The sequence below is a fragment of the Niveispirillum sp. FG156 genome, from assembly GCF_057809555.1.
In genome coordinates this window covers 28,006-54,761 of record NZ_JBMDKE010000030.1, presented here as the reverse complement: position 1 = coordinate 54,761, position 26,756 = coordinate 28,006, and the positions used below count along the sequence as shown (strand labels likewise).

The 26,756-nt window shown below is 64.7% G+C and carries 26 protein-coding genes; 14 read left to right on the top strand and 12 right to left on the bottom strand.

The features are described 5' to 3' along the window. Positions 1 to 126: 126 nt before the first annotated feature. A complete protein-coding gene (locus ACODSP_RS19005; RefSeq protein WP_488967124.1) occupies positions 127 to 927 on the bottom strand; it encodes a TrmH family RNA methyltransferase in 801 nt (266 codons plus the stop codon). Between the two features lie 4 nt (positions 928 to 931). Further along, positions 932 to 1,747 carry an undecaprenyl-diphosphate phosphatase gene (locus ACODSP_RS19000; protein WP_488967123.1) on the bottom strand — a complete coding sequence of 272 codons (816 nt, stop codon included), beginning with the start codon at positions 1,745 to 1,747 and terminating at the stop codon, positions 932 to 934. Between the two features lie 232 nt (positions 1,748 to 1,979). Here ACODSP_RS19000 and clpS point away from each other — a divergent pair, with 232 nt between their 5' ends. Further along, positions 1,980 to 2,306 carry an ATP-dependent Clp protease adapter ClpS gene (clpS, locus tag ACODSP_RS18995; RefSeq protein ID WP_054165869.1) on the top strand — a complete coding sequence of 109 codons (327 nt, stop codon included), beginning with the start codon at positions 1,980 to 1,982 and terminating at the stop codon, positions 2,304 to 2,306. A 6-nt stretch (positions 2,307 to 2,312) separates the two neighbouring features. Next, the gene (clpA, locus tag ACODSP_RS18990) at positions 2,313 to 4,613 is read left to right on the top strand and encodes an ATP-dependent Clp protease ATP-binding subunit ClpA (protein WP_488967122.1); all 2,301 of its coding nucleotides are present in this window, start codon (positions 2,313 to 2,315) and stop codon (positions 4,611 to 4,613) included. A gap of 168 nt (positions 4,614 to 4,781) precedes the next feature. Here the strand turns inward: clpA and ACODSP_RS18985 are convergent, their stop codons facing one another. Then, positions 4,782 to 5,993 carry a DUF418 domain-containing protein gene (locus tag ACODSP_RS18985; RefSeq protein ID WP_488967121.1) on the bottom strand — a complete coding sequence of 404 codons (1,212 nt, stop codon included), beginning with the start codon at positions 5,991 to 5,993 and terminating at the stop codon, positions 4,782 to 4,784. A gap of 132 nt (positions 5,994 to 6,125) precedes the next feature. Further along, positions 6,126 to 6,605 carry a DUF29 domain-containing protein gene (locus ACODSP_RS18980; protein WP_488967120.1) on the bottom strand — a complete coding sequence of 160 codons (480 nt, stop codon included), beginning with the start codon at positions 6,603 to 6,605 and terminating at the stop codon, positions 6,126 to 6,128. 139 nt (positions 6,606 to 6,744) lie between these two features. Between ACODSP_RS18980 and ACODSP_RS18975 the strand changes: the two genes are divergently transcribed. Then, on the top strand, positions 6,745 to 6,906 hold the full coding sequence (locus tag ACODSP_RS18975; protein WP_488967119.1) for a hypothetical protein: 162 nt from the start codon (positions 6,745 to 6,747) through the stop codon (positions 6,904 to 6,906). Between the two features lie 147 nt (positions 6,907 to 7,053). Here ACODSP_RS18975 and gatA read toward each other — a convergent pair whose 3' ends face one another. Then, positions 7,054 to 8,535, bottom strand: a complete 1,482-nt coding sequence (gene gatA / locus ACODSP_RS18970) for an Asp-tRNA(Asn)/Glu-tRNA(Gln) amidotransferase subunit GatA (protein WP_488967118.1) — start codon at positions 8,533 to 8,535, stop codon at positions 7,054 to 7,056. Beyond that, complete coding sequence (gatC, locus tag ACODSP_RS18965) at positions 8,535 to 8,837, bottom strand: Asp-tRNA(Asn)/Glu-tRNA(Gln) amidotransferase subunit GatC (protein ID WP_488967117.1); 303 nt, start codon at positions 8,835 to 8,837, stop codon at positions 8,535 to 8,537. Before gatC ends, gatA begins: the two co-directional genes overlap by 1 nt. 97 nt (positions 8,838 to 8,934) lie before the next feature. Here gatC and ruvX point away from each other — a divergent pair, with 97 nt between their 5' ends. Continuing rightward, the gene (gene ruvX, locus ACODSP_RS18960) at positions 8,935 to 9,447 is read left to right on the top strand and encodes a Holliday junction resolvase RuvX (RefSeq protein WP_488967116.1); all 513 of its coding nucleotides are present in this window, start codon (positions 8,935 to 8,937) and stop codon (positions 9,445 to 9,447) included. A gap of 180 nt (positions 9,448 to 9,627) precedes the next feature. On the opposite strand, the gene ACODSP_RS18955 is transcribed toward ruvX, so the two are convergent. Beyond that, on the bottom strand, positions 9,628 to 13,233 hold the full coding sequence (locus ACODSP_RS18955) for a hydantoinase B/oxoprolinase family protein (protein ID WP_488967115.1): 3,606 nt from the start codon (positions 13,231 to 13,233) through the stop codon (positions 9,628 to 9,630). A gap of 203 nt (positions 13,234 to 13,436) precedes the next feature. On the opposite strand from ACODSP_RS18955, the gene ACODSP_RS18950 reads away from it, so the two are divergent. The 6 genes from ACODSP_RS18950 to ACODSP_RS18925 all read left to right on the top strand — a co-directional run bounded on the left by ACODSP_RS18950 (position 13,437) and on the right by ACODSP_RS18925 (position 17,895). Continuing rightward, complete coding sequence (locus ACODSP_RS18950) at positions 13,437 to 14,228, top strand: LytTR family DNA-binding domain-containing protein (RefSeq protein ID WP_488967114.1); 792 nt, start codon at positions 13,437 to 13,439, stop codon at positions 14,226 to 14,228. A gap of 21 nt (positions 14,229 to 14,249) precedes the next feature. Continuing rightward, positions 14,250 to 15,677: an amidohydrolase family protein gene (locus ACODSP_RS18945; protein ID WP_488967113.1), complete on the top strand. Its 1,428-nt coding sequence runs from the start codon at positions 14,250 to 14,252 to the stop codon at positions 15,675 to 15,677. After that, positions 15,670 to 16,827, top strand: a complete 1,158-nt coding sequence (locus ACODSP_RS18940; RefSeq protein ID WP_488967112.1) for a dipeptidase — start codon at positions 15,670 to 15,672, stop codon at positions 16,825 to 16,827. The genes ACODSP_RS18945 and ACODSP_RS18940 overlap by 8 nt, the downstream gene beginning before the upstream one ends. A 12-nt stretch (positions 16,828 to 16,839) precedes the next feature. After that, positions 16,840 to 17,274, top strand: a complete 435-nt coding sequence (locus ACODSP_RS18935; protein ID WP_488967111.1) for a RidA family protein — start codon at positions 16,840 to 16,842, stop codon at positions 17,272 to 17,274. 68 nt (positions 17,275 to 17,342) lie between these two features. Next, on the top strand, positions 17,343 to 17,615 hold the full coding sequence (locus ACODSP_RS18930) for a BrnT family toxin (RefSeq protein WP_488967110.1): 273 nt from the start codon (positions 17,343 to 17,345) through the stop codon (positions 17,613 to 17,615). Beyond that, positions 17,596 to 17,895, top strand: coding sequence for a BrnA antitoxin family protein (locus ACODSP_RS18925; RefSeq protein WP_488967109.1), 300 nt, complete (start codon positions 17,596 to 17,598; stop codon positions 17,893 to 17,895). The genes ACODSP_RS18930 and ACODSP_RS18925 overlap by 20 nt, the downstream gene beginning before the upstream one ends. Here ACODSP_RS18925 and ACODSP_RS18920 read toward each other — a convergent pair whose 3' ends face one another. Together ACODSP_RS18920 and fliI are read right to left on the bottom strand one after the other, a co-directional pair. After that, positions 17,896 to 18,333 carry a flagellar FliJ family protein gene (locus ACODSP_RS18920; protein WP_488967108.1) on the bottom strand — a complete coding sequence of 146 codons (438 nt, stop codon included), beginning with the start codon at positions 18,331 to 18,333 and terminating at the stop codon, positions 17,896 to 17,898. After that, on the bottom strand, positions 18,330 to 19,658 hold the full coding sequence (fliI, locus tag ACODSP_RS18915; protein ID WP_488967107.1) for a flagellar protein export ATPase FliI: 1,329 nt from the start codon (positions 19,656 to 19,658) through the stop codon (positions 18,330 to 18,332). Before fliI ends, ACODSP_RS18920 begins: the two co-directional genes overlap by 4 nt. 169 nt (positions 19,659 to 19,827) lie before the next feature. On the opposite strand from fliI, the gene ctrA reads away from it, so the two are divergent. The 3 genes from ctrA (at position 19,828) to ACODSP_RS18900 (ending at position 22,243) form a co-directional block, all read left to right on the top strand. Beyond that, positions 19,828 to 20,538, top strand: a complete 711-nt coding sequence (gene ctrA, locus ACODSP_RS18910; RefSeq protein ID WP_488967106.1) for a response regulator transcription factor CtrA — start codon at positions 19,828 to 19,830, stop codon at positions 20,536 to 20,538. Beyond that, positions 20,535 to 21,611, top strand: coding sequence for an NAD(P)/FAD-dependent oxidoreductase (locus ACODSP_RS18905; RefSeq protein ID WP_488967105.1), 1,077 nt, complete (start codon positions 20,535 to 20,537; stop codon positions 21,609 to 21,611). Before ctrA ends, ACODSP_RS18905 begins: the two co-directional genes overlap by 4 nt. A gap of 164 nt (positions 21,612 to 21,775) precedes the next feature. After that, positions 21,776 to 22,243, top strand: coding sequence for a DUF1203 domain-containing protein (locus ACODSP_RS18900; protein WP_488967104.1), 468 nt, complete (start codon positions 21,776 to 21,778; stop codon positions 22,241 to 22,243). Between the two features lie 156 nt (positions 22,244 to 22,399). On the opposite strand, the gene amt is transcribed toward ACODSP_RS18900, so the two are convergent. Next, positions 22,400 to 24,532 carry an ammonium transporter gene (gene amt / locus ACODSP_RS18895; protein ID WP_488967103.1) on the bottom strand — a complete coding sequence of 711 codons (2,133 nt, stop codon included), beginning with the start codon at positions 24,530 to 24,532 and terminating at the stop codon, positions 22,400 to 22,402. Positions 24,533 to 24,771: 239 nt separating this feature from the next. On the opposite strand from amt, the gene ACODSP_RS18890 reads away from it, so the two are divergent. Continuing rightward, entirely contained in the window at positions 24,772 to 25,191 is a 420-nt protein-coding gene (locus ACODSP_RS18890; protein ID WP_488967102.1) for a VOC family protein, read from the top strand. 169 nt (positions 25,192 to 25,360) lie between these two features. Here the strand turns inward: ACODSP_RS18890 and panC are convergent, their stop codons facing one another. Together panC and ACODSP_RS18880 are read right to left on the bottom strand one after the other, a co-directional pair. After that, a complete protein-coding gene (panC, locus tag ACODSP_RS18885) occupies positions 25,361 to 26,200 on the bottom strand; it encodes a pantoate--beta-alanine ligase (RefSeq protein WP_488967101.1) in 840 nt (279 codons plus the stop codon). A 71-nt stretch (positions 26,201 to 26,271) separates the two neighbouring features. Beyond that, entirely contained in the window at positions 26,272 to 26,721 is a 450-nt protein-coding gene (locus ACODSP_RS18880; RefSeq protein ID WP_488967100.1) for a nuclear transport factor 2 family protein, read from the bottom strand. Positions 26,722 to 26,756: the final 35 nt, after the last annotated feature.

Genomic DNA, 26,756 nt, shown 5'->3' with positions numbered 1-26,756 from the left:
CGGATTAGCGCCAGCGTAATCCGCGGGGCAACGGTGCCGGGGTTTCCGCGGATTACGGCTTTCGCCTAATCCGCGCTACACAAAGCCATTGCGAAGATCAGCGGTCACGATCTCACGCCGTGAGTATTAACCCTTCGTCATCAGGAATACCAGGATGGCCGTGGTCGCAGACACGTTCAGCGACTGCACCCAGCCGCTGCCGGCGATGGTGACAAGGTCGGTGCAGGCGGCCTGACTGTCGGGCGGCATGCCATGTTCCTCATTCCCCATGACCACGGCCACGGGCTTTCCGCCCGGTTGCCGCGACAGGTCGGACAGGGCCGGGAACGGTCCCAGGGCGGTACCGATAGTGCGATATAGGCCGCCCAGCGCCTTCAAGGTGGCGGCAAAGCCGGTGGCACGGTGCAGGTTCACATATTCGAACCCGCCTTCCGCCACGCGATAGGCCGCCTCCGACGGCAGGGCCTGTCCCGGATGATCGGAAATGAGGATACGGTCGACGCCAAAGAAGGCGGCGGTGCGCACGATGGCGCCCAGATTATGCGGGTTCGACACCCCATCCAGAATCAGCAGCGGCTGCCCCGCCACCGCCCAGCCCTGGGCCAGTTCCAGGGTGAAGGGCAGAACCGGCCGGGGTGATGCCTCCACCACGATGCCGCCATGCATGGCCGAACCGGCAATCTTTTCCAGCTCTTCGGATGGGACCAGCCGGAAGGGTTTGCGGGCCGCCGCCATGCGGGTGCAAAAGGGGGCCGCCGCATGTTTCAGCCGCTCGTCGAAAAACAGCTTCTCCGCCCGGTCGGGATCGCGGTCGAACAGGGCCGATACCGCCGGCAGGCCGCCGATGCGAAACGGCTTGCGCCGCGCCTTCACGGGGGCTTGGGGTGCGGGCTTCGGTTTCAGCGACAGGGTCGGGCGGTCAACCATGGGATCAGCCTGCGAAGAAGGTCAGCCAGGCCAGCATGATGCTGCCGATGATGATGCGGTACCAGGCGAACGGCGCGAAACCGTGCCTTCCCACAAAGGCCACCAGCCAGCGCACCACCAGCAGGGCCGACAGGAAAGCCACGATGAAGCCCACGGCAATCATGCCGACGCTGTCGATGGCCAGAACCTCCCGGTTCTTGTACAGGTCATAGGTGGCAGCCCCCAGCATGGTGGGAATGGCCACGAAGAAGCTGAACTCCGCGGCCGCCTTGCGTTCCACCCCCATCAGCAGCGCGCCGATGATGGTGGCGCCCGACCGCGACACGCCGGGGATCATGGCCAGACATTGGGCAAAGCCGATGGACAGCGACAGTTTGGGCGGGAACGCCTCCACCGCGAAATGTTGCGGCTTTGGCACCAGCCGTTCGGCCAGAAGGATGGCGATGCCGCCGGTAATCAGGGCGATCGACACCACGGTCGGGTTGAACAGCACGCTCTTGATATAGGAATGCGCGAAGACGCCGATCACGGCGGCGGGCAGGAAGGCCAACAGGATGGCGGCGGTGAACCGGTAGCTCTCGCCATTGCCCTGCGCCAGCCCGCGCACCACGCCCCAGAGCTTCTGGAAATAGACCAGCAGAATGGCAAGGATGGCGCCCAGCTGGATCACCACCTTGAACAGATCCTCCGCCTGGCCTTTGAAGCCCAGCATCTCTCCCAGCAGGATCAGATGCCCGGTGGAGGAGACGGGAATGAACTCCGTCAACCCTTCCAGCAGGCCCAGAAGGACGGCGTCGAGATATTGGGCGAGGTCGGTCAATTAGGGGGGCATCCCGGCTGGCATAGGTCCGCGCCTTATAGCAGCCGGTACCGGGGGCGGCGAGGGGCATGATTGTGGCCCGATGCCGCGCCGCACTGGCATCGCCCCCTTCCCTTTTCAAGTATCCGTCAAAACCTTTCGGGCAATGCAGATACGCCCTTCCAACCGGGCCCAATCATTTCATATGATCAGAGGGCGCAAGAGGGGACCCATCAATTGATCGTTAACTGCCATGGCTGAGGATGACAAGCACGGGAATGGGGGGACGTCGACAGGCGTGGTCGTGAAGGCCAAGCCCAAGACGAAGAAGCCCGCCATGTACAAGGTGCTGATGCTGAATGACGACTACACCCCCATGGAGTTCGTCGTGCATGTCCTTGAACGCTTCTTCAACAAGAACCGTGATGAAGCGACGCGGATCATGTTGCATGTCCATCGGCGTGGCGTCGGCGTCTGCGGCGTGTTCACCTATGAAGTGGCGGAAACGAAGGTGACCCAGGTCATGGACTTCGCCCGTCAGCACCAGCACCCGTTACAGTGCACCCTGGAAAAGGATTAGCGCATCATGCTGTCGCGGAATCTCGAACAGACCCTCCACCGGGCCCTGGCCAACGCCAACGAACGGCGTCACGAGTATGCGACGCTGGAACATCTGCTGCTGGCGCTGACGGAGGACCAGGACGCGCTGGCCGTGCTGCGGGCCTGCGGCGTGGATGTGGCGAAGCTGAAGGCAGAGCTGGTCGAATATCTGGACGGGGAACTGTCCAATCTGGTCACGACCCGCCAGGACGATGCCAAGCCCACCGCCGGGTTCCAGCGCGTGCTGCAACGCGCCGCCATCCATGTGCAAAGCTCCGGTCGGGAGGAAGTGACGGGCGCCAACGTCCTGGTCGCCTTGTTCTCTGAACGTGAAAGCCACGCCGTCTATTTCCTGCAGGAGCAGGAGATGACCCGTTTCGACGCCGTCAACTACATCTCCCACGGCATTGCCAAGGCGCCCGGTCGGGCAGAGCCGAAGCGCGTGTCGGGTGCCGATGAAGAGGCGCATGCCGAGAAGGTGGTGAAAAAGGGGACGGAGGCGCTGGAAGCCTATTGCGTCAACCTGAACAAGAAGGCCCTGTCCGGCAAGATCGACGCCCTGATCGGGCGTGAGCAGGAGGTGGAGCGCACTATCCAGATCCTGTGCCGCCGGTCGAAGAACAACCCACTCTATGTGGGCGATCCCGGCGTGGGCAAGACCGCCATCGCCGAGGGGCTGGCGCGCCGCATCGTGCAGGGTGAGGTGCCGGAGATTCTGCGCAAGGCCACCATCTACTCGCTCGACATGGGCTCGCTGCTAGCCGGCACACGTTACCGGGGTGATTTCGAGGAGCGGTTGAAGGCCGTGGTGTCGGAGCTGGAGGCGATGGAAGGCTCCATCCTGTTCATCGACGAGATCCACACCGTCATCGGCGCCGGCGCCACCAGCGGCGGGGCCATGGATGCGTCCAACCTGCTGAAGCCGGCCCTGGCGTCGGGTGCCCTGCGCTGCATCGGCAGCACGACCTATAAGGAATACCGGTCCTATTTTGAGAAGGATCGCGCCCTGGTGCGCCGGTTCCAGAAGATCGACGTCAATGAGCCGTCGATCGAGGATGCGATCAAGATCCTGGACGGCATCAAGGTCTATTACGAGACGCACCACAAGGTGCGCTACACCAAGGACGCCATCCGGTCGGCGGTGGAACTGTCGGCGCGCTATATCGGCGACCGCAAGCTGCCCGACAAGGCCATCGACGTGATCGATGAGGTCGGGGCGGCACAGACCATGCTGCCCGAAAATAAGCGCAAGAAGACCATCACCCAGAAGGATGTGGAGGCCGTGGTCGCCAAGATCGCGCGCATCCCGCCCAAGTCGGTCAGCCGCGACGACAAGGAAGTGCTGCTGAACCTGGAGCGCGACCTGAAGACCATGGTCTTCGGCCAGAACCCGGCCATCGAGGCGCTGGTGTCGGCCATCAAGCTGGCGCGCGCAGGTCTGCGCGAACCGGAAAAGCCCATTGGCAATTACCTGTTCTCCGGCCCCACCGGCGTCGGCAAGACGGAGGTGGCCAAGCAGCTTTCCCGCACGCTGGGGATCGAGCTGATCCGATTCGACATGTCCGAATATATGGAGCGCCACACGATCAGCCGCCTGATCGGCGCACCGCCGGGCTATGTCGGGTTCGACCAGGGCGGCATGCTGACCGATGCCATCGACCAGCATCCGCATTGCGTGCTGCTGCTGGACGAGATCGAGAAGGCGCATCCCGACATCTACAACATCCTGTTGCAGGTGATGGACCATGGCAAGCTGACGGACCATAACGGCAAGATCGTCGATTTCCGCAACGTCATCCTGATCCTGACCACCAATGCCGGCGCGTCCGACATGGCCAAGCATGCCATCGGTTTCGGCAGCGGTGTGCGCACCGGCGACGATCAGGAAGCCATCAACAAGACCTTCACGCCGGAATTCCGCAACCGTCTGGATGCCATCATCCCGTTCGGCAATCTGGGTCCCGATGTGGTGGCCCGTGTGGTGGACAAGTTCGTAATGGAGCTGGAGGCCCAGCTGACCGACCGGGGTGTGACCATCGAACTGACCGACGGGGCGCGTGCATGGCTGGCCAAGAAGGGCTACGACCCTGTCATGGGCGCCCGCCCGCTGGCCCGCACGATCCAGGAATATGTGAAGAAGCCGCTGGCCGAGGAGCTGCTGTTCGGCAAACTGTCGAAGGGCGGGGCCGTGCGCGTCATCCTGAACAAGGAAGGCGACGGCCTGGATTTCGACTATGCCGAGCCGAAAGGCCAAAAACGCGAGGAAAAGGTCGAAGAGTTGGCGTAAGGCCTCCCGCCGTAGGTCGCGGGTGAGCGTATGCGAACCCCGACATCTGGTCGCACCGTCGATTGTCGGGGTTCGCATACGCTCACCCGCGACCTGCGATTATCGAACGGGTGTCGGGTCCGTAAAGTTGTAAGGCGCCCGGCGGTCCCCACCGCCGGGCTTTTTCATTCAGGCCGGGGCCATCCGCCGGAACGGCACATCGAACCGGCGCAAGGTGGCGCAGCGCCAGAGCCATTCCACCGGGCCATAGGCATGGTGGCGCAGCCACCAGTCGGCAAAGCGCATCTGTGCCGCCATGAACAGCACGCCCACGCCCACCGACAGGGCAATGCCCCAATGCTGATAGAAGCCCAGCCCATAGCCATGGAAGAAGGGCACGAAGATGATGGAATGCATCAGGTAACAGGTCAGGCTCATCCGCCCGAATGCGGCCAACCGGCCTGTGAAGCCAAAGCCCGCGATACGGCGATAGATCAGGGCGAAACCTGAGGCCCAGAGAAGCATCTGCATCAGGTTGGCCCAGCCGCCCGTCATCATGCCCAGATGGTATTTCAGCAGGCCCTGCAGGGGCAGCCCCTGAACCCATAGCGACAGCGGGAACAGAAGGGCGAACCCGGCCAGGGCCAGCTGGAATGTCCGCGTCCAGATGCGGCGATTGTCGGGACTGTCCAGGTAAAGCTGTCGCCGACCGGCCATCATGCCCAGGATCAGCAGTCCCGCCATCTGCTGCCATCGCCCCGATTCGGCAAAGAACCAGAACCGCGCCGTCTGGCCCGTCGTCAGGTTGTTCACGAACACCGCCGACCAGCTATCCTGGGTGAACAGCGTGAAAATGCGGCCATAAAGGGCCCAATGCGACGGGTTGGACGGCGTGGTCTCCGGCGTGATCCACAGGCTGGCCACGGTCCACAGCGACACGGCCTGCCCCAGCAGCAGCACGACCAGCGGCCACAGAAGCCGATCGGGCACACGGTAAAGCAGGACCAGCGGCAGGCCGAACACCGCCAGGACCAGCAATATGTCGCCGATATAAAGCAGAGCATGGACATAGCCCATGGCCCCCAGCAACAGCAGCCGCCACAGGAACCGCAGCCTCGCCGTCGCGTCGCCCTCCTTCCTCGCCCAGCTTTGCAGGATCAGGGTGAAGCTGATCCCGAACATCATGGCGAAGATGGCGTAGGCCTTGCCCGCGAACAGGCCGAAGGTCAGCTGATGCACCCACTGGTTCAGGCTGTTCAGCCAGTCCGGCGCGTTGACCGGATAGCGCAGCAGTTCGAAATGTTCATCCATATGGACCAGGAACAGCCCGATCAGGGCCGTTCCGCGCAGCGCATCCACCATGTCGATGCGGCTGCCGTCCCGTGACACGACATTGCCCATTATCTACTCCCCTGCCCTGCCAGAACTCTCCTGGCGGGCCGCCCCGGTCTTGCCGCCGGTGGTCATTGGTCGGGCACCCCACTTCCGGGGCCGAAGGTGACATGGTGGGCGGGGATGGGCAAGCCGCAGGTATCAGCGGCGCATGTGATCGGGCAGGAATTCCTCTGGGAAATTCACTTCCATCACCTGCTCAAAGGTGAAGGGCGGTTCCGTGGGGAAGCGGTCTGGCGCGCATTCCGCCTCCGCCGCCGCATCGTCCCGCGCCTCGGCGTAAACGACCAGAAACTCTGATGTCAGCAAGGGCCGCAAGCTTGGACTTCTCTTCAGCCGCTTGGGGATCATCTTGCGCTGTTCACGGATGGTCAGCCACCATTGCCTTGCGTTGCGTTCGCGCAGTTCAGGACAATAGATCAGCTTCAACAGGTGGGTCAGCAGCAGGCCGAGACGGTTTTCGATCTCGTCCCACTTCACATCCCCCATATCCTCGATCTCCTCGGCCACCCGCTCCCAATCAATCGCGCTGTTATGACCGTGCTGGCCAGCCTCGCGCAGACGCATGGCCTGCTCGCGCGTCCAGGCGTAATAATCGCGGTCGTAAAGACTGTCGGGCATGGGCGTCCCCCATCGACGGATACCAAACGGATTGTGGGGTATTAGTATGGCTGCGACAAGGGGTTGGCTGGCGTCTGGTCGGCAACTGTTCTAGGGTCACCGCCATGTGCCCCTGCATGTGACACGCCGGAGGGCGGAAATGTTCAAGAATATACGGCTGATGCTGGTCCTGGCCGGTGCCCTGGCCCTGTCGGGCTGTGGTGTTGCCTCCACGGTGGGCACCGTGGTCGGAACCACAGTCGACGTCGCCACGACGGCTGTTTCTACCACGGTGGATGTGGTGACGGCACCGCTGCCGTGAGGTGGGGAACGCGGATTAGGCGCAAGCCGTAATCTGCGGGCTGGCGGCACCGGGGTTTTCGCGGATTACGGCTACGCCCAATCCGCGCTACGGAACGCAAAAGGCCCCGTCACCGCAGGGTGACGGGGCCTTTCGTTTCAGCCGTGATCAGCGGCAGTAGGGCGGCAGCGGCTGCGGGCCGGCGGCCTTTTCGATGATGTCGGCGACGCGCAGCAGCGTCTCCTCATCGAACGGACGGCCGATCAGCTGCAGACCCAGCGGCAGACCATCGGACGCCAGACCCGCCGGCACCGACATGCCCGGCAGACCGGCCAGGCTGGCCGGCACCGTGAACACGTCGTTCAGGTACATAGCGATCGGGTCGTCCTGCTTTTCCCCAATGGCAAACGCCGTGCTGGGGGCGGTCGGGGTCAGCAGGATGTCGCAACTCTCGAACGCCTTGGCAAAATCCTCGGCGATGCGGGCGCGCACCTTCTGGGCCTTCAGGTAGTAGGCATCGTAGTAGCCAGCCGACAGCACATAGGTGCCGATCAGGATACGGCGGCGCACTTCCTTGCCGAAGCCTTCACCGCGCGTATTCTCATACATCTCCGCCAGATCCTTGCCCTCAACCCGCAGGCCGAAGCGCACGCCGTCATAGCGGGCAAGGTTGGAGGAGCATTCGGCGGGCGCGACCACGTAATAGGTGGCCAGCGCGTACTTGGTGTGTGGCAGGCTGACCTCCACCGGGGTGGCTCCTGCGGCCTTCAGCCATTCGATACCCTGCTGCCAGACACGCTCAATCTCCGCCGGCATGCCATCGACGCGGTATTCCTTGGGAATACCGACGCGCAGGCCGCGGATATCGCCGGTCAGGGAGGCCAGCAGATCCGGCACCTTCATATCGACGGACGTGCTGTCCTTCGGGTCGAAGCCGGCCATGCTCTGTAGCATCAGGGCGGCGTCGCGCACGGTGCGGGTCATCGGGCCGGCCTGATCCAGCGAGCTGGCGAAGGCGATGGTGCCCCAGCGGGAGCAGCGGCCATAGGTGGGCTTGAGACCCACGATGCCGGTGAAGCTGGCCGGCTGGCGGATCGAACCGCCCGTGTCGGTGCCCGTGGCGGCAATGGCAAAACGACCGGACACGGAGGCCGCCGAACCGCCGGACGAGCCACCGGGCACCAGCTTGCGATCCGCACCCGCCGGGTTCTCACCCGTCCAGGGGTTCAGCACGGGGCCGTAATAGGAGGTGATGTTGGCCGAACCCATGGCGAATTCGTCCAGGTTCAGCTTGCCCAGCATGACCGCACCGTCACGGAACAGGTTTTCCGTGATCGTGCTTTCATATTCCGGCTTGAACCCGTCCAGGATATGGCTGGCGGCGGTGGTCAGCACGCCCTTGGTGCAGAACAGGTCCTTGATGCCCAGCGGCATGCCGTCCAGAGGCAGGTTCGTGCCGGCAGCATAGCGCGCGTCGGACGCCTTGGCCTGTTCGCGCGCAATCTCCGGCGTCTCCGTGATGAAGGCGTTCAGCGGGCGTGCCGCCTCAACAGCGGCGATATAGGCGTTGGTCAGTTCCAGCGCCGTGAAATCCTTGGCCTTCAGCCCGGCCAGGGCGTCGGACATGGAGAGGTGGGTCAGGTTGGTCATTATTCGACGACCTTGGGCACGGAGAAGAAATGTTCGGCGGCGTCGGTGGCATTCGACACAACCTTGTCGGGATAGCCACCATCGGTGACGGCATCCGCGCGGCGGCGCAGGGTCTGGGCCGCGACGGACGTCATCGGCTCCACCCCGTCAGTATCGACTTCGCCCAATTGCTCGACCCAGTCGAGAAGCTTGTTCAGCTCGCCCGCCAGATGCTCCTGCTCCTCGGCGGGAACCTTGATGCGGGCAAGATGGGCGATCTTCGCCACGGTCTTGGCGTCCAGGGTGGCCTTGTCCTGCGACATGGTGCTAAATCTCATCATTGCTGTGGGCTTGTCGTCCCAGCCGTCCGCCGAATGGAAGACGCGGGCGTTAAAGCGGTCAGGAAGCTAGCATCCCATCATGTCCATCCGCAACCTTGTGGAACTGAAAGCGGTCATGCCGCGCCACGCACGCCTTATCGGGCTCGATATTGGCGAAAAAACCATCGGCATGGCGGTCTGCGACCCCGGCTTTACCGTCGCCTCGCCCATCGGCACCATCCGGCGCACAAAGTTTACGCAGGATGCGCAGGAACTGGCCCGCGCCATGAAGGACCGCGACGTGCGCGGCCTGGTCATCGGCCTGCCCGTCAACATGGACGGGACGGAGGGCCCGCGCTGTGAGTCGGTGCGCGAATTCGCCCGCAACCTGCTGCTCCGGCCCGAGCTGTTTGGCAAGGTGGAACCGGAGATCGCGTTTTGGGACGAACGGCTTTCCACCAGCGCGGTCGATCGCATGATGATCGAATGGGACATGACCCGCAAACGCCGGGACGAGGTGGTGGACAAGATGGCCGCCGCCTACATCCTGCAGGGCGCGCTGGATTATCTGAAGAAGGCGGCGGAGGAGGATGAGGGTCAGGGTGAACCCTGACAGAGCTGACTTCTTTTGACTGGCAGCGCGTTTTCTTCGTCATCCCGGCATAAGCCGGGACCCAGCGTGAGGCGCGGTTAGCGCCGACATGACTCTTATCGCGGCAGACGCCGCTCAATGCTGGGTCCCGGCTTGCGCCGGGATGACGATAGGAGGGGCTTCCAGTCAACGTAACGCGATCTATACCATCCCATACCCCCCGCCACCCGGCGTCTCGATGACGAAGACGTCTTCGGCCCCCATCTCGGCCTTGGCGGTGGCTGAGAGCACCTCCAGGCGCCCATCGGCCCGTTCCACCCGTGCGCCGCCCGGCAGGGCATCGCCGCCACCCGCCAGCCCGTAGGGCCGGATGCGGCGGTTGTTGGACAGGATGGCGGCGGTCATCGGCTCCAGGAAGCGGATGCGGCGTTCCACGCCCTCCCCGCCCGTCCAGCGCCCCACCCCGCCGGAACCGCTGCGCAGGCGGAAACTGTCCAGCAGGACGGGGAAGCGCCACTCCAGCACCTCCGGATCGGTCAGGCGGCTGTTGGTCATGTGGGTATGGACCCCGTCGGTACCGTCAAAGCCGGGACCCGCACCCGATCCGCCACAGATCGTCTCGTAATACTGGTACGTCGCATTGCCGAAGGTGAAATTGTTCATGGTCCCCTGTGCGGCGGCCAGGACGCCCAGCGCGCCGTAGAGCGCATTGGTCACCGCCTGACTGACCTCCACATTTCCGGCCACCACGGCGGCGGGACAGCGTGGGTTCAGCATGCTGCCTTCGGGGATGATGATTTCCAGCGGCTGCAGGCAGCCATCATTCAGCGGGATGTCATCATCCACCAGGGTGCGGAAGACATAGAGCACGGCAGCGCGGACGATGGCCGAGGGCGCGTTGAAATTGCCCGGCTGCTGCGATGAAGTGCCGGTGAAGTCGATGCGCGCCGACCGGGCGGCACGGTCGATGGAGACGGCGACGCGCACATGCGCCCCGCTATCCATTTCGAGATCGAAATGACCGTCCTTCAGGACGCCGATCACCCGGCGCACCTGTTCCTCGGCATTGCGCTGAACATGCCCCATATAGGAGGTGACCGTTTCGATACCGAAAAGATCGACCATCTTCATCAGTTCATCCCGCCCGCGCGCATTGGCGGCGATCTGGGCGCGCAGGTCGCCCAAATTCTGTTCGATATTGCGGGCGGGATAGGGGCCGCTGGTCAGCAGTTCCACCACTTCGCGTTCCAGCAGGACGCCATCGCGGACCAGCAGGAAATTATCGATCAGGATGCCTTCCTGATCGATATGGGTGCTGTCGGGCGGCATGGAGCCAGGCGTGATACCGCCGATATCGGCCTGATGCCCCCGGCTGGCCACCCAGAACAGGATCTCCGTTCCGGCCTGATCAAAGACCGGCGTCACCACGGTCACGTCGGGCAGATGCGTACCGCCGCGATAGGGGTTGTTCAGCATCACCGCATCGCCGGGGCGCAGGCTGTCGCGCCGCGCAGTGATCACGGTGCGCACGCTGTCCCCCATTGACCCCAGATGGACCGGGATATGCGGGGCATTGGCGATCAGATTGCCGCCCGCATCGAACAGGGCGCAGGAAAAATCCAACCGTTCCTTGATATTCACGGAATGCGCCGTGTTCTCCAGCGCCAGACCCATCTGTTCGGCGATGGACATGAACAGATTGTTGAACACTTCCAGCATCACCGGATCGGCATCGGTGCCCACGGCAACGCGGGCCGGCAGCGGCACGACGCGACGCAGGATCAACCCGCCCCGCGCCGTCACCCGCGCCTGCCAGCCGGGCTCGACCAGCGTCGTCCCCGTCGCCTCCGTCAGGATGGCGGGACCGTCGATGGCGACACCGGGGGCCAGGGCGTCGCGGTCATGGACGGCCACCGCCCGCTCCACACCCTCCATCCAGACGGGCACGCTGGCACGCGGCGACGGGGCGGCCATAGTGTCGGGTTCGGCCATCGCCTCTTCCGACAATTGCTCCCCACTGGCCGCCACGGCTTCCGCCGACAGGCTTTCCACCACCAGCGGGCGGTGGGGCACGTCAAAGCCAAAACGCTGGCGATGTTCGGCGGCAAAGGCGGCGCGCATCGCCCCCTCGTCCCCGAACGGCACCTCCAGCGTCGCATCGGTGCCTGCCACCTTGATACGGGCCGTGTGGATCAGGCGGATACCGGCATCGCTTACCCCCTGTTCGCGCAGTTCCGCCGCCGCATCGGCACCCAGCATGTCCAGCACCGATGACAGTTCCGCCATCGCATCCGGCCCCAGGGTCAATTCCACCGACCGGTCGCGCAAGGCGCCCAGATCGGCCAGGCCCATGCCATAGGCCGACAGCACGCCCGCAAACGGGTGCAGATAGACGCTGGTCATGCCCAGCGCATCGGCCACCAGACAGGCATGCTGCCCGCCCGCCCCGCCGAAACAGTTCAGGGCATAGCGCGTGACATCGTAGCCGCGCTGAACCGAGATATGCTTGATGGCGTTCGCCATGTTCTCCACGGCGATCTTCAGGAAGCCCTCGGCCAGTGCCTGCGCACTCATGGGCCGGCTCGTGGCCGCCGCCACCTCTGCAGCCAGGGCCGTGAACTTGGCCCTCACCACATCGGCATCCAGTTTCTGATCGCCGTTCGGCCCAAAGACGGCGGGGAAGAAATCGGGATGCAGCTTGCCGACCATGACGTTGCAGTCGGTAACGGTCAGCGGCCCGCCCCGGCGATAGGCGGCGGGACCCGGATTGGAGCCCGCAGATTCCGGCCCCACGCGCAGCCGCGCCCCATCAAACCGGCAGATGGACCCGCCACCCGCCGCCACCGTATGGATACGCAGCATGGGCACGCGCAGGCGCACCCCCGCCACCATTGTTTCCAGGCTGCGTTCATAGGTGCCGGCATAGTGGGAGACATCGGTGCTGGTCCCGCCCATATCGAAGCCGATGATACGGTCCAGCCCTTCTGCGGCCGCCGTCCGCACCGCGCCGACGATCCCGCCGGCGGGACCCGACAGGATGGCGTCGCGGCCCTGAAAACGTGCGGCCTCCGTCAGGCCGCCATTGGACTGCATGAAATAGAGCGGAATGCCGGGCAGCGCATCGGCCACCTGCGCCACATGACGGCGCAGGATGGGCGACAGATAGGCATCGGCCACGGTCGTGTCGCCGCGCCCCACCATCTTCATCAGGGGGCTGACCTGATGGCTGGCCGACACTTGCGTGAACCCGATCTCCCGCGCCAGATCGGCCACGGCGGCCTCATGCGCGGGAAAGCGGTAGCCGTGCATGAAGATGATGGCGCAGGCGCGGTAACCCGCGTCGAACGCCGCCTGCAACCCCGCCCGCGCGACCTCCAGGTCCAGGGGACGGCGCACGGTGCCATCGGCCATCACCCGTTCCGGCACCTCCACCACGCTGGTGTAAAGCTGTTCGGGCAGTTCGATCCGGCGCGCGAAGATCTTGGGCCGCGCCTGATAGCCGATGCGCAACTGATCGCCCAGGCCGGCGGTGATGACCAGCAGCGTCTTCTCACCCTTGCGTTCCAGCAGGGCGTTGGTGGCGACCGTCGTGCCCATACGCACGGCCTCCACCGCGTCCGCCGGCACGGGTTGCCCCGGCGCCACGCCCAGCAGGTCGCGGATGCCCTGCACCGCCGCGTCAGGGTAGCGTTCGGGGTTTTCCGACAGAAGCTTATGGGTCAGCAGGCGGCCATCCGGGCGGCGGGCCACGATGTCGGTAAAGGTGCCGCCCCGGTCGATCCAGAATTGCCAACGCTCAGCCGTCATACCGCACCTTCCGCACCGTCAGAACCCAAACGGCGCGGAGTGTGCCGGGAACCGGGGGTGGGCGTAAACCCCTGTAACGGATTGGCACCGCGAAGGCACCCTTCAGGGTGGCACCCCTGCCGCCCTTCCACTATCCTGCCCTCACCATCACTGTTCCAAGCCGCCCCATGAAAAGCCCGCCCAGCGTCCTCGGCATGTTGTTGATGTGGTTGATCGTATCGGTCGCCCTCACCATCATGGGGCCGTTCGGAACGATCCGCATTCCGTTCCAGGAACGCCTGCCCTACTGGCTGGGGCTGATGGCGGTCAGTTGCCTGAAATGGTGGGTATGGTTCCGCCTCACCGGGCCGCTGGTTGGCTGGCGGGAACGCGACATGGCGCTGATGGGCGTTCTGTCGGTGTTCATTCTGCACCTGACCCTGCCGTTTGAGGTGCAGGTTGCCAACGGGTTTGTTGGCGGCCCAGCGCCAGCATATCTGCCGCTTTATGGCTCGGCGGTGGCCCTGGGCCTGATCATCTGTGCCGGGATCGAGGCGGCACGCTGGGGCATGCGCCGGCATCAGATGACCGGCACGCCGGAGATGACGGCGGCTGTGACCGCTGCCGCGGCAGACATGGCAGTGACAGCACCAGCCCTGCCCATCGATCCACCCAGCGGCGGCCTGCTGCTGCGGGCCGGCGTGTCGGACCCGGCACAGGTGATGGCGGTGGAGGCAGAGGATCATTATCTGCGCCTGCATCTGGCCGATGGGCGAAAGCCGCTGGTCCTGTACCGGCTGCGCGACGCGCTGGCCGAATTGTCGCCGCTGGATGGCGAACAGGTGCATCGCGGTTACTGGGTGGCGGGCCGGGCCGTGCGCGGCCTGGAACGGCGCGACGGGCGCAAATGGGCGCTGCGCCTGGAGGGCGGCCTGCTGGTCCCCGTCAGCGCCACCTTCATGCCGATGGTACGCAAACGCGGCTGGCCGGAATTGAGCCCGGCACTGGAACGCTGAACAGAGAGGGGAAACGGGGGCATGATGGGATTTCACGGAACCGTGCGGCCAGGAATGACCCGCACGGCCCTCGGCCTGCTGCTGGCGGCGTCACTTCTGTCTCCCGCCCTGGCCCATGCCCCGCCGGGCGCCATGGAGCGGCCCTTTGCCCCGGCGGAAAAGGGCGCGCGGGTAATCTATGCCGGCGTCACCCTGATCGACGGGCGCGGCGGGCCGGCACAGCCCGGCATGGCGGTGATCACGGAAGGGGAGCGGATCGCCAAGGTGCTGCCCCTGGCGCAGTTGGATGAGGCCAGCCGCACAGGCGCCACCCTGATCGATCTGACCGGCCAATATCTGATCCCCGGCCTGATCGACAGCCATCAGCATATGGCGACACCGCCCAACCGGGTGCAGGCGGAGGCACAGATGCGCCGCGATGTCTTTGGCGGCGTCACGGCGGTGCGCGACATGGCCGACGATCTGCGCGCCATCAATGAATATGCCCGCGCCACGCGCGTGGGCGAGGTGCCGGGGCCGGACATCTGGGCCGCCGCCCTGTTTGCGGGTCCCGATTTCTTCGATGATCCGCGCACAGCGGCAGCGGCGGAGGGGGTAAAGCCCGGCACCGTGCCCTGGATGCGCGCGGTGGATGACGCCACCAACCTGGCGGAAGCCGTGACCCTGGCGCGTGGCACCTCGGCCATCGCCGTCAAGCTGTATGACAATCTGCGGCCCCAGGATGTCCGGGCCATCACGGCAGAGGCGCACCGCCAGGGCCTGCGCGTCTGGGCCCATGGCATGGTGTTCCCCACCCCGCCCGCCGATGTGGTGGCCGCCGGCGTCGACAGCATTTCCCACACCTGCTACCTCGCCTACCACATCTCCAACCCCCGGCCCCTGACCTACAAGGACCGGCGTCTGGTGGAGATCGACCGGCTGAAGGGCGGCGACAATCCAGAGATGGCGGCCCTGTTCCGGGACATGGCCAAGCGCGGCATCATTCTGGACGCCACCCTGCGCGTCTATCAGGAATATGACAGGCGTCTGGCCGCCAAGCCCGACATGAAGCCACGGCCCCATTGCACCCTGGAGGTGGCGGCAGCCCTGACGGCGCAGGCGCGGCGCGAAGGCGTCACCATCGTCACCGGCACCGACGGCGTGCCCCCCGCCGCCCATCCCTGGCCCGCCCTGTATGATGAGCTTACCCTGCTGCACACAAAGGCGGGCATGGGCACGGCGGAGGTGATCCGCGCCGCCACGCTGGACGGTGCCCGCGTCCTGGGCCAGGAGGCAGAGATGGGCAGCGTGGAGGCCGGCAAGCTTGCCAATTTCGTGGTGCTGGCGAAGGACCCGCTGGCCGATCTGGCTAACCTGACCTCCATCCGTTTCACGGTGAAGCGCGGCACGCGCCTTGACCGCACCGCCTTTCGCCCCATCACCGCACAGGAGATGCCCCAGGATGACTGAGATTGCCCGACGCCATCTGCTGCTGACCGGGGCCGCAGCGGCCCTGCTGCCCGCCGCCGTACAGGCCGCCACCGCCATCCCCGGCCCGGCGGGTGCCAGCAGCATCCGCGACATGCTGGTCATCAATGCCCTGGGCGGGCTGGGCAATCCCAATGTGAAGCCGGGGGACGGCGCCTCACGGGCGGAAAAGCTGCGCATTGATCAGCGCGCGCTGGACGATGCCCGCCGGTCGGGCCTGCATGTGGTCAACAGCACCATCGGCTGGGTCGCGGGTCCGGGGGAGCCGTTTGAATTCAGCGTGCGGGAGACGGCCTCCACCCTGCTGCAAATCCGCAACCAGCCGCGTGATCTGTCCTTGATCCTGACCGCGGGCGAAATTGAGCGCGCGCGGGCCGAGGGCAAGATCGGCATCATCATGGGGTTCCAGAACGCCACCATGTTCGGCAAGGACGCGAGCCGCGTCGATATCTTCGCCGATATGGGCGTGCGGGTCATGCAGCTGACCTACAATGTCCAGAACGATCTGGGTTCCGGCAGCCTGATGCCCGAGGATCAGGGACTGACCGATTTCGGGCGGGAGGTGATGGCCCGGATCGAGGCGAACAGGGTCATGGTCGACCTGTCCCATTCCAACCGCCAGACCTGCCTGGACGCGATCAAGGCGGCGACGCAGCCCTTGTCGGTCAACCATACCGGCTGCCGCGCCATCACCGATCTGGGGCGCAACAAGACGGACGCCGAAATGCGCGGCATCGCCGACAAGGGCGGCTTTGTCGGCATCTATTTCATGCCCTTCCTGGCCAAGGGCCGCATCGCCACCGCCGATGATGTCGCCAGCCATATCCTGCATGCCGTGAAGGTGGCGGGGGAGGATCATGTCGGCATCGGCACCGACGGCTACGTCACCTCCTATGACGATATGGACGCCTATATGGAGGAGCTGCGGAAGGAGAATGAGCAGCGGGTGAAGCTGGGCATTGCGGCGGCGGGCGAAAGTGCGACCACCACCCCCTTCATCATGGATTTGCGCGGGCCGGGACAGTTCCAGAAACTGGCCGATCTGCTGCTGACCAAGGGGCTGAAAACCGGACAGGTGGAAAAGATCCTGGGCCGTAATTTCCTGCGCTTTGCGCGCGATGTCTGGGGTTGAAGGGGAACCGCGATGATGAAGCATGCACTTGCCGTCGGCCTGCTGCTGGCCGGGATTTCCACAGGCCCGGCCCTGGCCGATGACATGGTCTTCCATAAATCCTTCCCCGGTGCCCCCTTCTCCGAATCGGTGGAGGTGGATGGGGTGCTTTACCTGTCGGGACAGCTGGGCACCGATGCCAACCTGAAACTGCCCGATGGCATGGCGGCGCAGGGCCGGCAGGTGATGGAGAATATCAAGGCCGCCGTGGAAAAACGCGGCCTGACCATGGACCATGTCTTCAAATGCACCGTCATGATGGCGGACATGAAGCAATGGGGCGACTTCAACAAGATCTACGTCACCTATTTCAAGCCCGACCGCCTCCCCGCCCGCTCCGCCTTCGGCACCAACGGCCTGGCGCTCGGCGCGCTGCTGGAGGTGGAGTGCCTGGCGAAGATGCGGTGAACGACCGCATCTTAATTTGTAGATACAATCTGTCTTGTCCGGCCCTCTTTTTGTAGATACGATCTGCCATGGAGATCGAATTTGACCCGGCCAAGGATCAAAGGAACATCGCCGAACGCGGCATTTCCTTTGCCCTAGCCGCAGACTTTGACTTCGCTACGGCATTGACCGCCGCCGATGACCGACGGGAATATGGGGAACCGCGTTTCCAGGCCCTGGGATTTATTGGTGACCGGCTGCATGTGCTTGTTTTCACCATGCGGGGGCGGATGCTGCGCGTCATCAGCCTTCGCCGCGCCAATGAGCGGGAGTGTGCTCGCTATGCCGAAACCCAACCCTGAACTGACGGACGAGATATCGCCTGAGTTGGATGAGGATTTCTTTGCCCGCGCCAGACCGGGGGCCGAAGTGCTTCCCCGTCTGCTGGGGGAAGAGGTGGCAGGCCAGCTATTGCGGCGGCGGGGACCGCAGAAGGCGCCGACCAAGGCGCTGGTATCACTCCGCCTGGACCAGGATGTGATCGATCATTTCCGGTCGAGTGGCGATGGGTGGCAGTCCCGGATGAATGCAGCCTTGCGTGAGGCCGCAAGGCTGGCGCCTATCAAAACGCCCGCCCGCTGATCACCCCTCGCCCTCGCCCTCTGCCCCCTGCTGCCGGGAAAAGCGGATGGAGGCGACCTCGTCGAACATCTGGGTTTCGCGGTAGCGGCGGGCTTCCTTGGCGGCAAGGTCGCGCTGTTCTTGCACCTGCTCGAACTTCTTCTGTTCGCGGAACGCCTCGGCCAGGGCTTCCTCCGCCCGCTCCAGTTCCAGGCGCAAGGTGGCGGCCCGGCGTTCATACTCATCGCGCAGCATCTCCACCCGCCTTGCAAAGGCCGGGTAGGATTTGGCCAGCATCAGGTCGGTGGCGGCCAGATCGCGCTCCACGATCACCTGTTGTTCGAACTGCTCCCGCTCCGCCACCAGCCGGTCCTGGCTTTCCTGTAGCTGGACCAGCACGCGGCGGCGCTGGTCCACCTCGCGCTGGTTCAGGCGGATCAGGGGTTTGAGGTCCTTCATCCGCTGGCCCCGCCAAGGATGGCCGCCAGTTCGGCATAGCCCTGGTCAAGGGTGCTGCGGTCCCCCTTGTTCTGGCGTAGAAAGGCCTCGATGGCGGGATTGTAATGGATGGCCTCATCCACCTGCGCGTCGCTGCCCTTGCGATAGGCGCCCAGGCGGATCATCTCCTCCATGTCGGAATAGGCCGACATCAGGCGCCGCGCCTTGCCGACCAGGGCGTTCTGTTCGGGCGTGTTGCAGCCCGGCATGGTACGGCTGACCGAACGCAGGATATTGATGGCGGGATAGCGCCCACGCTCGCCAATCTTTCGTTCCATCACGATATGGCCGTCCAGAATACCGCGCACCGCGTCGGCGATGGGTTCTTCCATGTCGCCGCCTTCGACCAGCACCGTGAACAGGCCGCTGATCGTGCCCACGCCTGTGCCCGGCCCGGCGCGTTCCAGCAGGCGCGGCAGTTCGGCGAACACGGTGGGGGGATAGCCCTTGGTGGTTGGCGGCTCACCGGCGGACAGGCCGATCTCACGCTGGGCCATGGCGAATCGGGTCACGCTGTCCATCAGGCACAGCACATCCTGTTCCTGATCGCGGAAAAACTCCGACACGGCGAAGGTCAGATAGGCGGCCTGACGGCGCATCAAAGGCGGCTCGTCCGACGTCGCCACGACGACGACGGAGCGGGCGATACCTTCGGGCCCCAGATCATGTTCCAGGAATTCCTGCACCTCGCGCCCGCGCTCACCGATTAGGCCGATGACGCTGACATTGGCCTCCGTGTACTTGGCCAGCATGGACATCAGCACGGACTTGCCCACGCCCGACCCGGCGAAGATGCCCATACGCTGCCCCCGGCAGCAGGACAGGAAGGTATTGATGGATTTCACGCCCAGATCCATCTTCCCCCCCACCCGCTTTCGGGTGTGAGCGGGGGGTGGACCCGCCTTGATCAGATAGGGCACCTCCCCGGTGGGCAGGGGGCCCTTGCCGTCGATGGGCTGTCCCAGGGCGTTGATGACCCGGCCCAGCCAGGCCTGCGTCGGATAGATGGAGGCCTGTCCCTCCGCCACCTCCGCCCGGCAGCCCAGGCCAATATCGTCCAGCGTGCCGAACGGCATCAGCAATGCGCGTCCTCCGCGAAAGCCCACCACCTCGCACGGGACAGGTTTACCCCCGCGCGTGATGACGCGGCAGCGACCGCCGATGGACAGGCGCCGTTCCACGCCCCCGACCTCGACCATCATGCCAAGCACCGAGGTGACGCGGCCAAAAACGGCATAGGTCGGCAAGGCGTTGATCTCTTGCACCAACTGATCGTGATCAAGCATGGAACGCCCCTGGTCTTTGGCAAACCCGCAACGACATGGAAGGACACATACGAATGAACAGCCTATGACCCCTGGCAAAACCATTGGTCGGATAGCATATCCGTAGAGGCTCTGTTAACCTATCTGCCGTAGATGGGTTATACCCACTCTTGCCCCCGAGGAAACCATCATGCGCGTCCTGCTGGTTGAAGACGATGCCGCGATGCAGAAAAGCATCCAGCTGATGCTGTCCGCCGAAGGCGGGTACATCGTGGACGCCACCAGCCTGGGTGAGGACGGGCTGGAGATCGGTAAACTCTACGACTACGATATCATCATCCTGGATCTGATGCTGCCCGACATGGACGGGTACGAGGTGCTGCGCCGCCTGCGCGCCTCGCGGGTCAACACCCCCATCCTGATCCTGTCGGGCCTGTCCGACCTGGACAACAAGATCAAGGGCCTGGGCTTCGGCGCCGATGATTACCTGACCAAACCGTTCGACAAGCGCGAGCTGATCGCGCGTGTACAGGCCATCATCCGCCGGTCCAAGGGCCATTCGGAAAGCATCATCCGCACCGGCAAGCTGACCGTGAACCTGGATGCCAAGACGGCCACGGTGGAGGGGGCGCCCCTGCACCTGACCGGCAAGGAATATGGCATTCTGGAGCTGCTGTCCCTGCGCAAGGGCACGACCCTGACCAAGGAGATGTTCTTGAACCATCTCTATGGCGGCATGGATGAACCGGAGCTGAAGATCATCGACGTCTTCGTCTGCAAGCTGCGCAAGAAGCTGACCAATGCCACAGAGGGCGACAATTATATCGAAACGGTGTGGGGCCGCGGCTATGTGCTGCGCGACCCGGCCGAGGGTGCCGTGGCCACAAAGGCCGCCGGTTGAGCAGGCCACAGCGTATCCTGCTTCTGGGCGGCGGTCATGCACGCCCGCCTTTGCTGAAACGCCTGTCCGCTCTGGGCCGGGCTGGGCATAAGACCACGCTGCTGTCCCCTGCGCCGCAGGTTTGGGCAGAGGCCGTGCCGGCCCTGCTGGCCGGGCGGATCGATCCCGCAACCGCCCGCCTGGATGCCGGCGCCCTAGCGCGGGATGCGGGTATCGGTTTCATCGATGATGCCGTTCTGGGCCTGGACCTGAAGGCCGGGCTGGTGCATCGGCATGAGGGGGAACCTGTTCCCTTCGACCTGCTTTCCATCGCGCCCGATGCGGGCACCCGGCCCCTGCCCGGTAGCCAAGGCCATGCCCGCTGCTTCGCCACCCGCCCCCTGTCACGCCTGCTGGACCTGCGTTCGGCCCTGGAGGCGCGGTTTGAGCAGCATCCGGGCCGCGTCGTCGCCCTGACCATTGCCGGCGGCGGGGTAGAGGCGGTGCGCATCGCCCTGTCGATCATCAATCTTGCCGCCATGCTGGGCGGGCATGTGGCCGTCACCCTGCTGATGCGCGGCCTGATCCTGACGGGATTACCGGGACCGGCGGGCGTGAAACTGGCCGAAATCCTGTCGGCCCATGGCGCCATCCTGATTGAAAAGGCACCCGTGGCGCAGGTGGAGGGGAATGAGGCGGTGCTGGTCAATGGTGACCGTATCGCCTTCGACCTGTTCCTCAATGCCACGGGCGGGGCCGGGCCGGCCTGGCTGAAAACCAGCGGGCTGGATGTCGATGCCGATGAGCGTCTGCGCTGTGATGCCAAGCTGTTTGTCGGCGGGCTGGAACATGTGCTGGCGGGTGGAGAGGCGGTCAGCGCAGATGGCGGGCGCCATCCGGGCTGGGGCACGCTGACCGATAATCTGACGGCCATCGCCGCCGATCTGGTGCCGCGCCGGGCGTCGGCGCGCAAACCGCCCCTGTTCTTCGACCTGGGCAATGGTGAGGCGCTGGCCGCCTGGGGCCGACGCTGGATGCTGGGCCGCACCGCGCTGTGGGCCCTGCGCTGGGCCGAGGGGCGCTGGCTGCTGTGAGGCGTAGAGCGGATTAGACGTAGCCGTAATCCGCGGGATTTTCCGTCAACGTGGCTCCGCGGATTAGGGCTGCGCCTAATCCGCGCTACATCGCAAGAACCGGGTCGCCGCTGCGGTCCTGGCCTGCCATCGTCGCGTCATCCCGACACGATGGAGCGTCCCCCATGTCCTATATTGTCAGCGGCCTGCAATCCGCGTCCTTTGCCCCCCTGTTCGGTTTGGACGATCAGGCGCTGGCCCAACGCGGCATCCGGCGCATGACGGCGCCGCAGGATGGGCTGTACCCCTGCCGCGTCACGCTGGCCGATGTGCCGGCGGGCACCGATGTCCTGCTGCTGTCCTATCAGCATCAACCGGCCCACACCCCCTACCGCGCCAAGGGGCCGATCTTCGTCACCGAAGGCCATGCCGACACGGCGGTGGCGAAGGGTGAAGTGCCGTTGATGATGGCCAAGCGCATCCTGTCCATCCGCGCCTATGACGGTGATGACATGATCGTCGATGCCGATGTGGTCGATGGCAAGGACGCCGATGCCTTGTTCCGTCAGTATCTGGCCCGCCCGGAGGTGGCGTATCTGCATGTGCATCTGGCCCGGCGCGGATGCTATGCGGCGCGAGTGGACCGGGGATAAGCACTTAACATCGTCATCCCGACGCAAGTCGGGACCCAGCGTGAGGCGCGGTCAGCGCCGATATAGCTCAACTCGCGGCAGACGCCGCTTTACGCTTGCTCCCGGCTTGCGCCGGGATGACGATGGGTGGAGCGGCGTATTTCCTGCTGCCTGACCCTACCCCGTCCGCCGGTCCTTCTCCGCCGCCCGTTCAATGGTGCGGGCGATGGGGAAGCGGATATGGACGCTGGTGCCCTTGGCCGGTGCCGTCTGGATGACCAGCGTCCCGTCGTGCAGACGCACCAGGGCATTGACCAGCGACAGGCCAAGGCCCGACCCGCCATGGCCCTTGGCCAGCCCGCCTTCAAGCTGTGTGAAGGGTTCCAGCGCCTTGGAGACCATGGACGGGTCCATGCCGATCCCCGTATCCGATACCGTCAGGCAGAGGCGGCGGTCGGGTTCGAAACTGGCCGACAGCTTCACCTTGCCGCCCGCCGGCGTGAACTTGACCGCATTGCCGACCAGATTGATCAGGATCTGCCGGATGGCACGTTCATCGGCCTGCAAGGCCGGCAGGTCGGGGGAGACATCCAGGATCAGGCCCATGCTGCCGCTTTCGGCCAAGGGCTGCATCAGGCGATGGACGCCGCGCAGGACGCGGGCCAGATCCAGCGGCTGTTCATTCAACTGGAACTTGCCGGCCTCCAGCCGCGAGAAATCCAGCACATCATTGACCAGCGCCAGCAGATGCTTGCCGCCATCATGGATGTCGCGGGCATGTTCCACATAATGTTGATCGATGGCGCCATAGGCCTGATCGGCGATCAGCTGTGAAAAGCCGATGACGGCGTTCAGCGGCGTGCGCAACTCATGGCTCATGGTGGCCAGGAACTGCGATTTGGCGAGGTTGGAATTCTCCGCCTCCACCTTGGCCTTGCCCAGTTCCTCCAGCAGCAGGGAATGGCGCTGGATCTCCGACGTCACCCGGTCGATGACGCGGTTATACTGGGCGGCGATCAGTTCCACATCCGATTGCGGTTCCACATGCACGGGCCGGTCGAACTTGCCCTCCTGGCGGTGGCGCTCCATCTCGGCGGCCAGATCCAGCATGGGGGATGTGGCGCCATGTTCGGCCACGTTCAGGCCCAGACGTTCCGCCTCCACATCAATGCGCAGCGGGAAGATGCGGTTGATGACCCGCAGCAGGATATAACCGCTGCCAAAGGTGAAGACGCCGCAGGCCGCCACACCCGTCAACTGCACGCCCAGCTGCTGCCACCGCGACAGGCCCGTGCCGAACAGGGCGACATCCCCGAACAGGGCCACGCACAAGGTGCCCCAGATGCCGGCGAACAGATGCACCGGCACGGCCCCCACGGCATCATCGATCTTCAACCGGTCCAGCAGCACGCCGCCGGCAATGACGATGACCCCGGCCACGGCCCCGATGATGGCCGCCGACCCGGTCCCCACCACCAGCGCACAGGCCGTGATGCCGACCAGTCCGCCCAGAATGCCGTTGAGGAAATGTTCGACGCGCGGTTTCGGCTCCATCAGCACGGAGACGAAATGCCCCGTCAGGCCACCGGCACAGCCCGCGACCACGGTGTTCAGCAGAACCCCCGGCGCCTTGTCCAGATCGCCCAGCACCGAACCGCCATTGAAGCCCAGCCAGCCAAACCACAGGACCAGCACGCCCGACGCCGCCATGGTCAGGTTGTTGCTGCCCAGCGCGCGCACGCCGGGATCAAACCGCCCCGTGCGCGGCCCGATGACCAGCACGGCGGCCAGCGACAGCCAGCCCCCCACCGAATGCACCACGGTGGAACCGGCGAAATCGATGAAGCCCAAGGCCGACAGCCAGCCCTGGCTTTCCGGTCCCGCCATGCCGCCCCAGGCCCAATGCCCGAAAATCGGGTAGATCAGGGCCGATAGCAGGGCCGAGACGACGATATAGCTGCCATAGCCCATGCGTTCGGCGACCGCGCCCGAGACGATGGTGGTGGCCGTGCCGCAGAACATGATCTGAAACAGGATGAACACAAGCGGGCTGGCGGCATCCAGATGGTCGGGCATGAAGCCGCCCGTACCAATGACGCCCAGCCAGCTGGGTCCGAACATGATGGCATAGCCGAACAGCCAGAACAGGAAGCCGGCAATGCAGAAATCCATCACATTCTTGATGGCGACATTGATGGAGTTCTTGGCCCGGACGAACCCGACCTCCAGCAGGCAGAATCCCAACTGCATCGCGAAGACCAGGGCCGTCGCGGTCAGGACCCACAGATGAACGACCGGATCATTCGTCATCCATATCCCCACCGGCACCGTCCCCCCTCCCGTCGGGGGTGGACCGGAAATATTGGTGAAGTTTATTGCGTGACACCGCTAACATCCATGCCAACACGGATCATGCTGCATTGCAATCGAACTTTCATGGCGATTATGCGGGGGCGCTGGGGAACAATTGCATGCCGGGGCTGTGATATTGCCCGCCGATGCCCCATGTTAGGGGGATCGGATTTCTGCCAACCCCTGGATAAAAAACGATGAAATACCTGCATACCATGGTCCGTGTGACCGACCTGGAGCAGTCGCTGGATTTCTACTGCAACAAGCTGGGCCTGAAGGAACTGCGTCGCATGGAAAACCAGGCGGGCCGCTTCACCCTGATCTTCCTGGCCGCCGATGAGACGCCGGATGCGCAGGTGGAGCTGACCTATAACTGGGACCCGGAGGTCTATACGGGCGGGCGCAATTTCGGCCATCTGGCGTTTGAGGTGGATGACATCTACGCCACCTGCCAGTCGCTGATGGACAAGGGTGTGACCATCAACCGCCCACCGCGCGATGGCCGCATGGCCTTCGTCCGCTCGCCCGACAATATCTCGATCGAGCTGTTGCAGAAGGGCGGCTCCCTGCCCCCGGCAGAACCCTGGACCAGCATGCCGAACATTGGCGTGTGGTAAGGAATAGAGGTGATCAGGCGGCACGCAATCGCGACCGCTGATGTGATCCGTAGCGCGGATTAGCGAAGCGTAATCCGCGGGCCGACGCCGGGGTTACCCGCGGATTACGGCTTGCGCCTAATCCGCGCTACGATCACAGCCATCCCAGCCCCTATCAGACTGCAAAGCCTCACACCGCCATATTGTCCAGCAGCCGCACCCCGCCCAGCCGGGCGGTGCAGATCAGGCGGCCAGGGGCGGGCGCCAGCAGAGGCTCCAGGGTCAGGGCGTCGACCAAGGCAAGGTAATCGACCGCCGTGAAGCCGGCATCCAGCAGGGACTGTGTGCCCGCCGACAGGACGGGTTCCACCGCCTCACCGGCATGCAGCCGGGCGATGGCGTGGCGCATCACGCGGTTCAACTGTCCCGCCACCTGCCTCTGTTCGGGCGACAGATAGGCGTTGCGCGATGACAGGGCCAGTCCATCCGCCTCCCGCACCGTCGGCACGCCCTCAATCTGCACCGGGATATCAAGGTCGCGGGCCAGCTGGCGGATGGTGCAGAGCTGCTGGTAATCCTTTTCCCCGAAACAGGCGACATCGGCCCCGGCCTGCAACAGCAGCTTGGTCACGACCGTCGCCACACCCTGGAAATGGCCGGGGCGGAAGGCCCCTTCCCAACGGCTGGTGACGGGGCCGACATCGATGCTGGTGCTAAAACCCGCCGGATACATCACATCGACCGTGGGCGCGAAAAGCAGGTCGCAGCCGGCACCGGCCAGCTTAGCGGCGTCGCCGGCCTCATCACGCGGATAGCGGCTGAAATCCTCATTCGGGCCGAACTGCGTGGGGTTCACGAACACCGTCGCCACCACCCGATCGGCCAGTTCGCGCCCGCGTCGCACCAGGGTCAGGTGCCCGTCATGCAGGGCGCCCATGGTGGGGACTAGGGCGGTGCGTAGGCCGGCCTGCCGCCATGCGGACACCTGGGCACGCAGACCGGCGACGGTGCGGACGATGGGGAGGCTCATGGCGGCGGCTCGGGGGCAGTTTCGCGGGTGCGGCATAGGGAGGTATGCCGTCGCCCGTCCCGGGACAAGCGCTAATGCGCCATATAGGCCTTGATCTTGCGCAGCACCCAGCCCAGCACGGGCAGCTTTTCATAAAACTGCTCGGCGGCATCCCAATGGTCGATATGGCTGGTCACCTGTCCCGCCAGATCGAACCGCACCTCCGACATGCCCTCAATCGTGCTGGGGCGCGGCTGCCCCTTGCGGCGGAAGACGAATCCCCAGCGCAGGTAAGCCGTCTGTTCCGACACGGCATGGTCGCGCACGATGAAACGCGGCTGTTCCAGCACATCGAACATGGCCGTGAACACGGCCTTCATCCGGTCGCGCGACCGGAAATCATTGAACGGGTCCTTGAAATGCACGTCCGGCACGGCCAGCCGGTCCAGCCGCGCCAGATTGTCGGGCCGCAGTTCCTGATAAAAGCGGATATAGGCGGCCAGCGCCTGATCCACCGGAACCTGTCCATTCACCGATCCCATGCCAACCCTGATCCAAGCCGTTTCCTGAGGGTCCA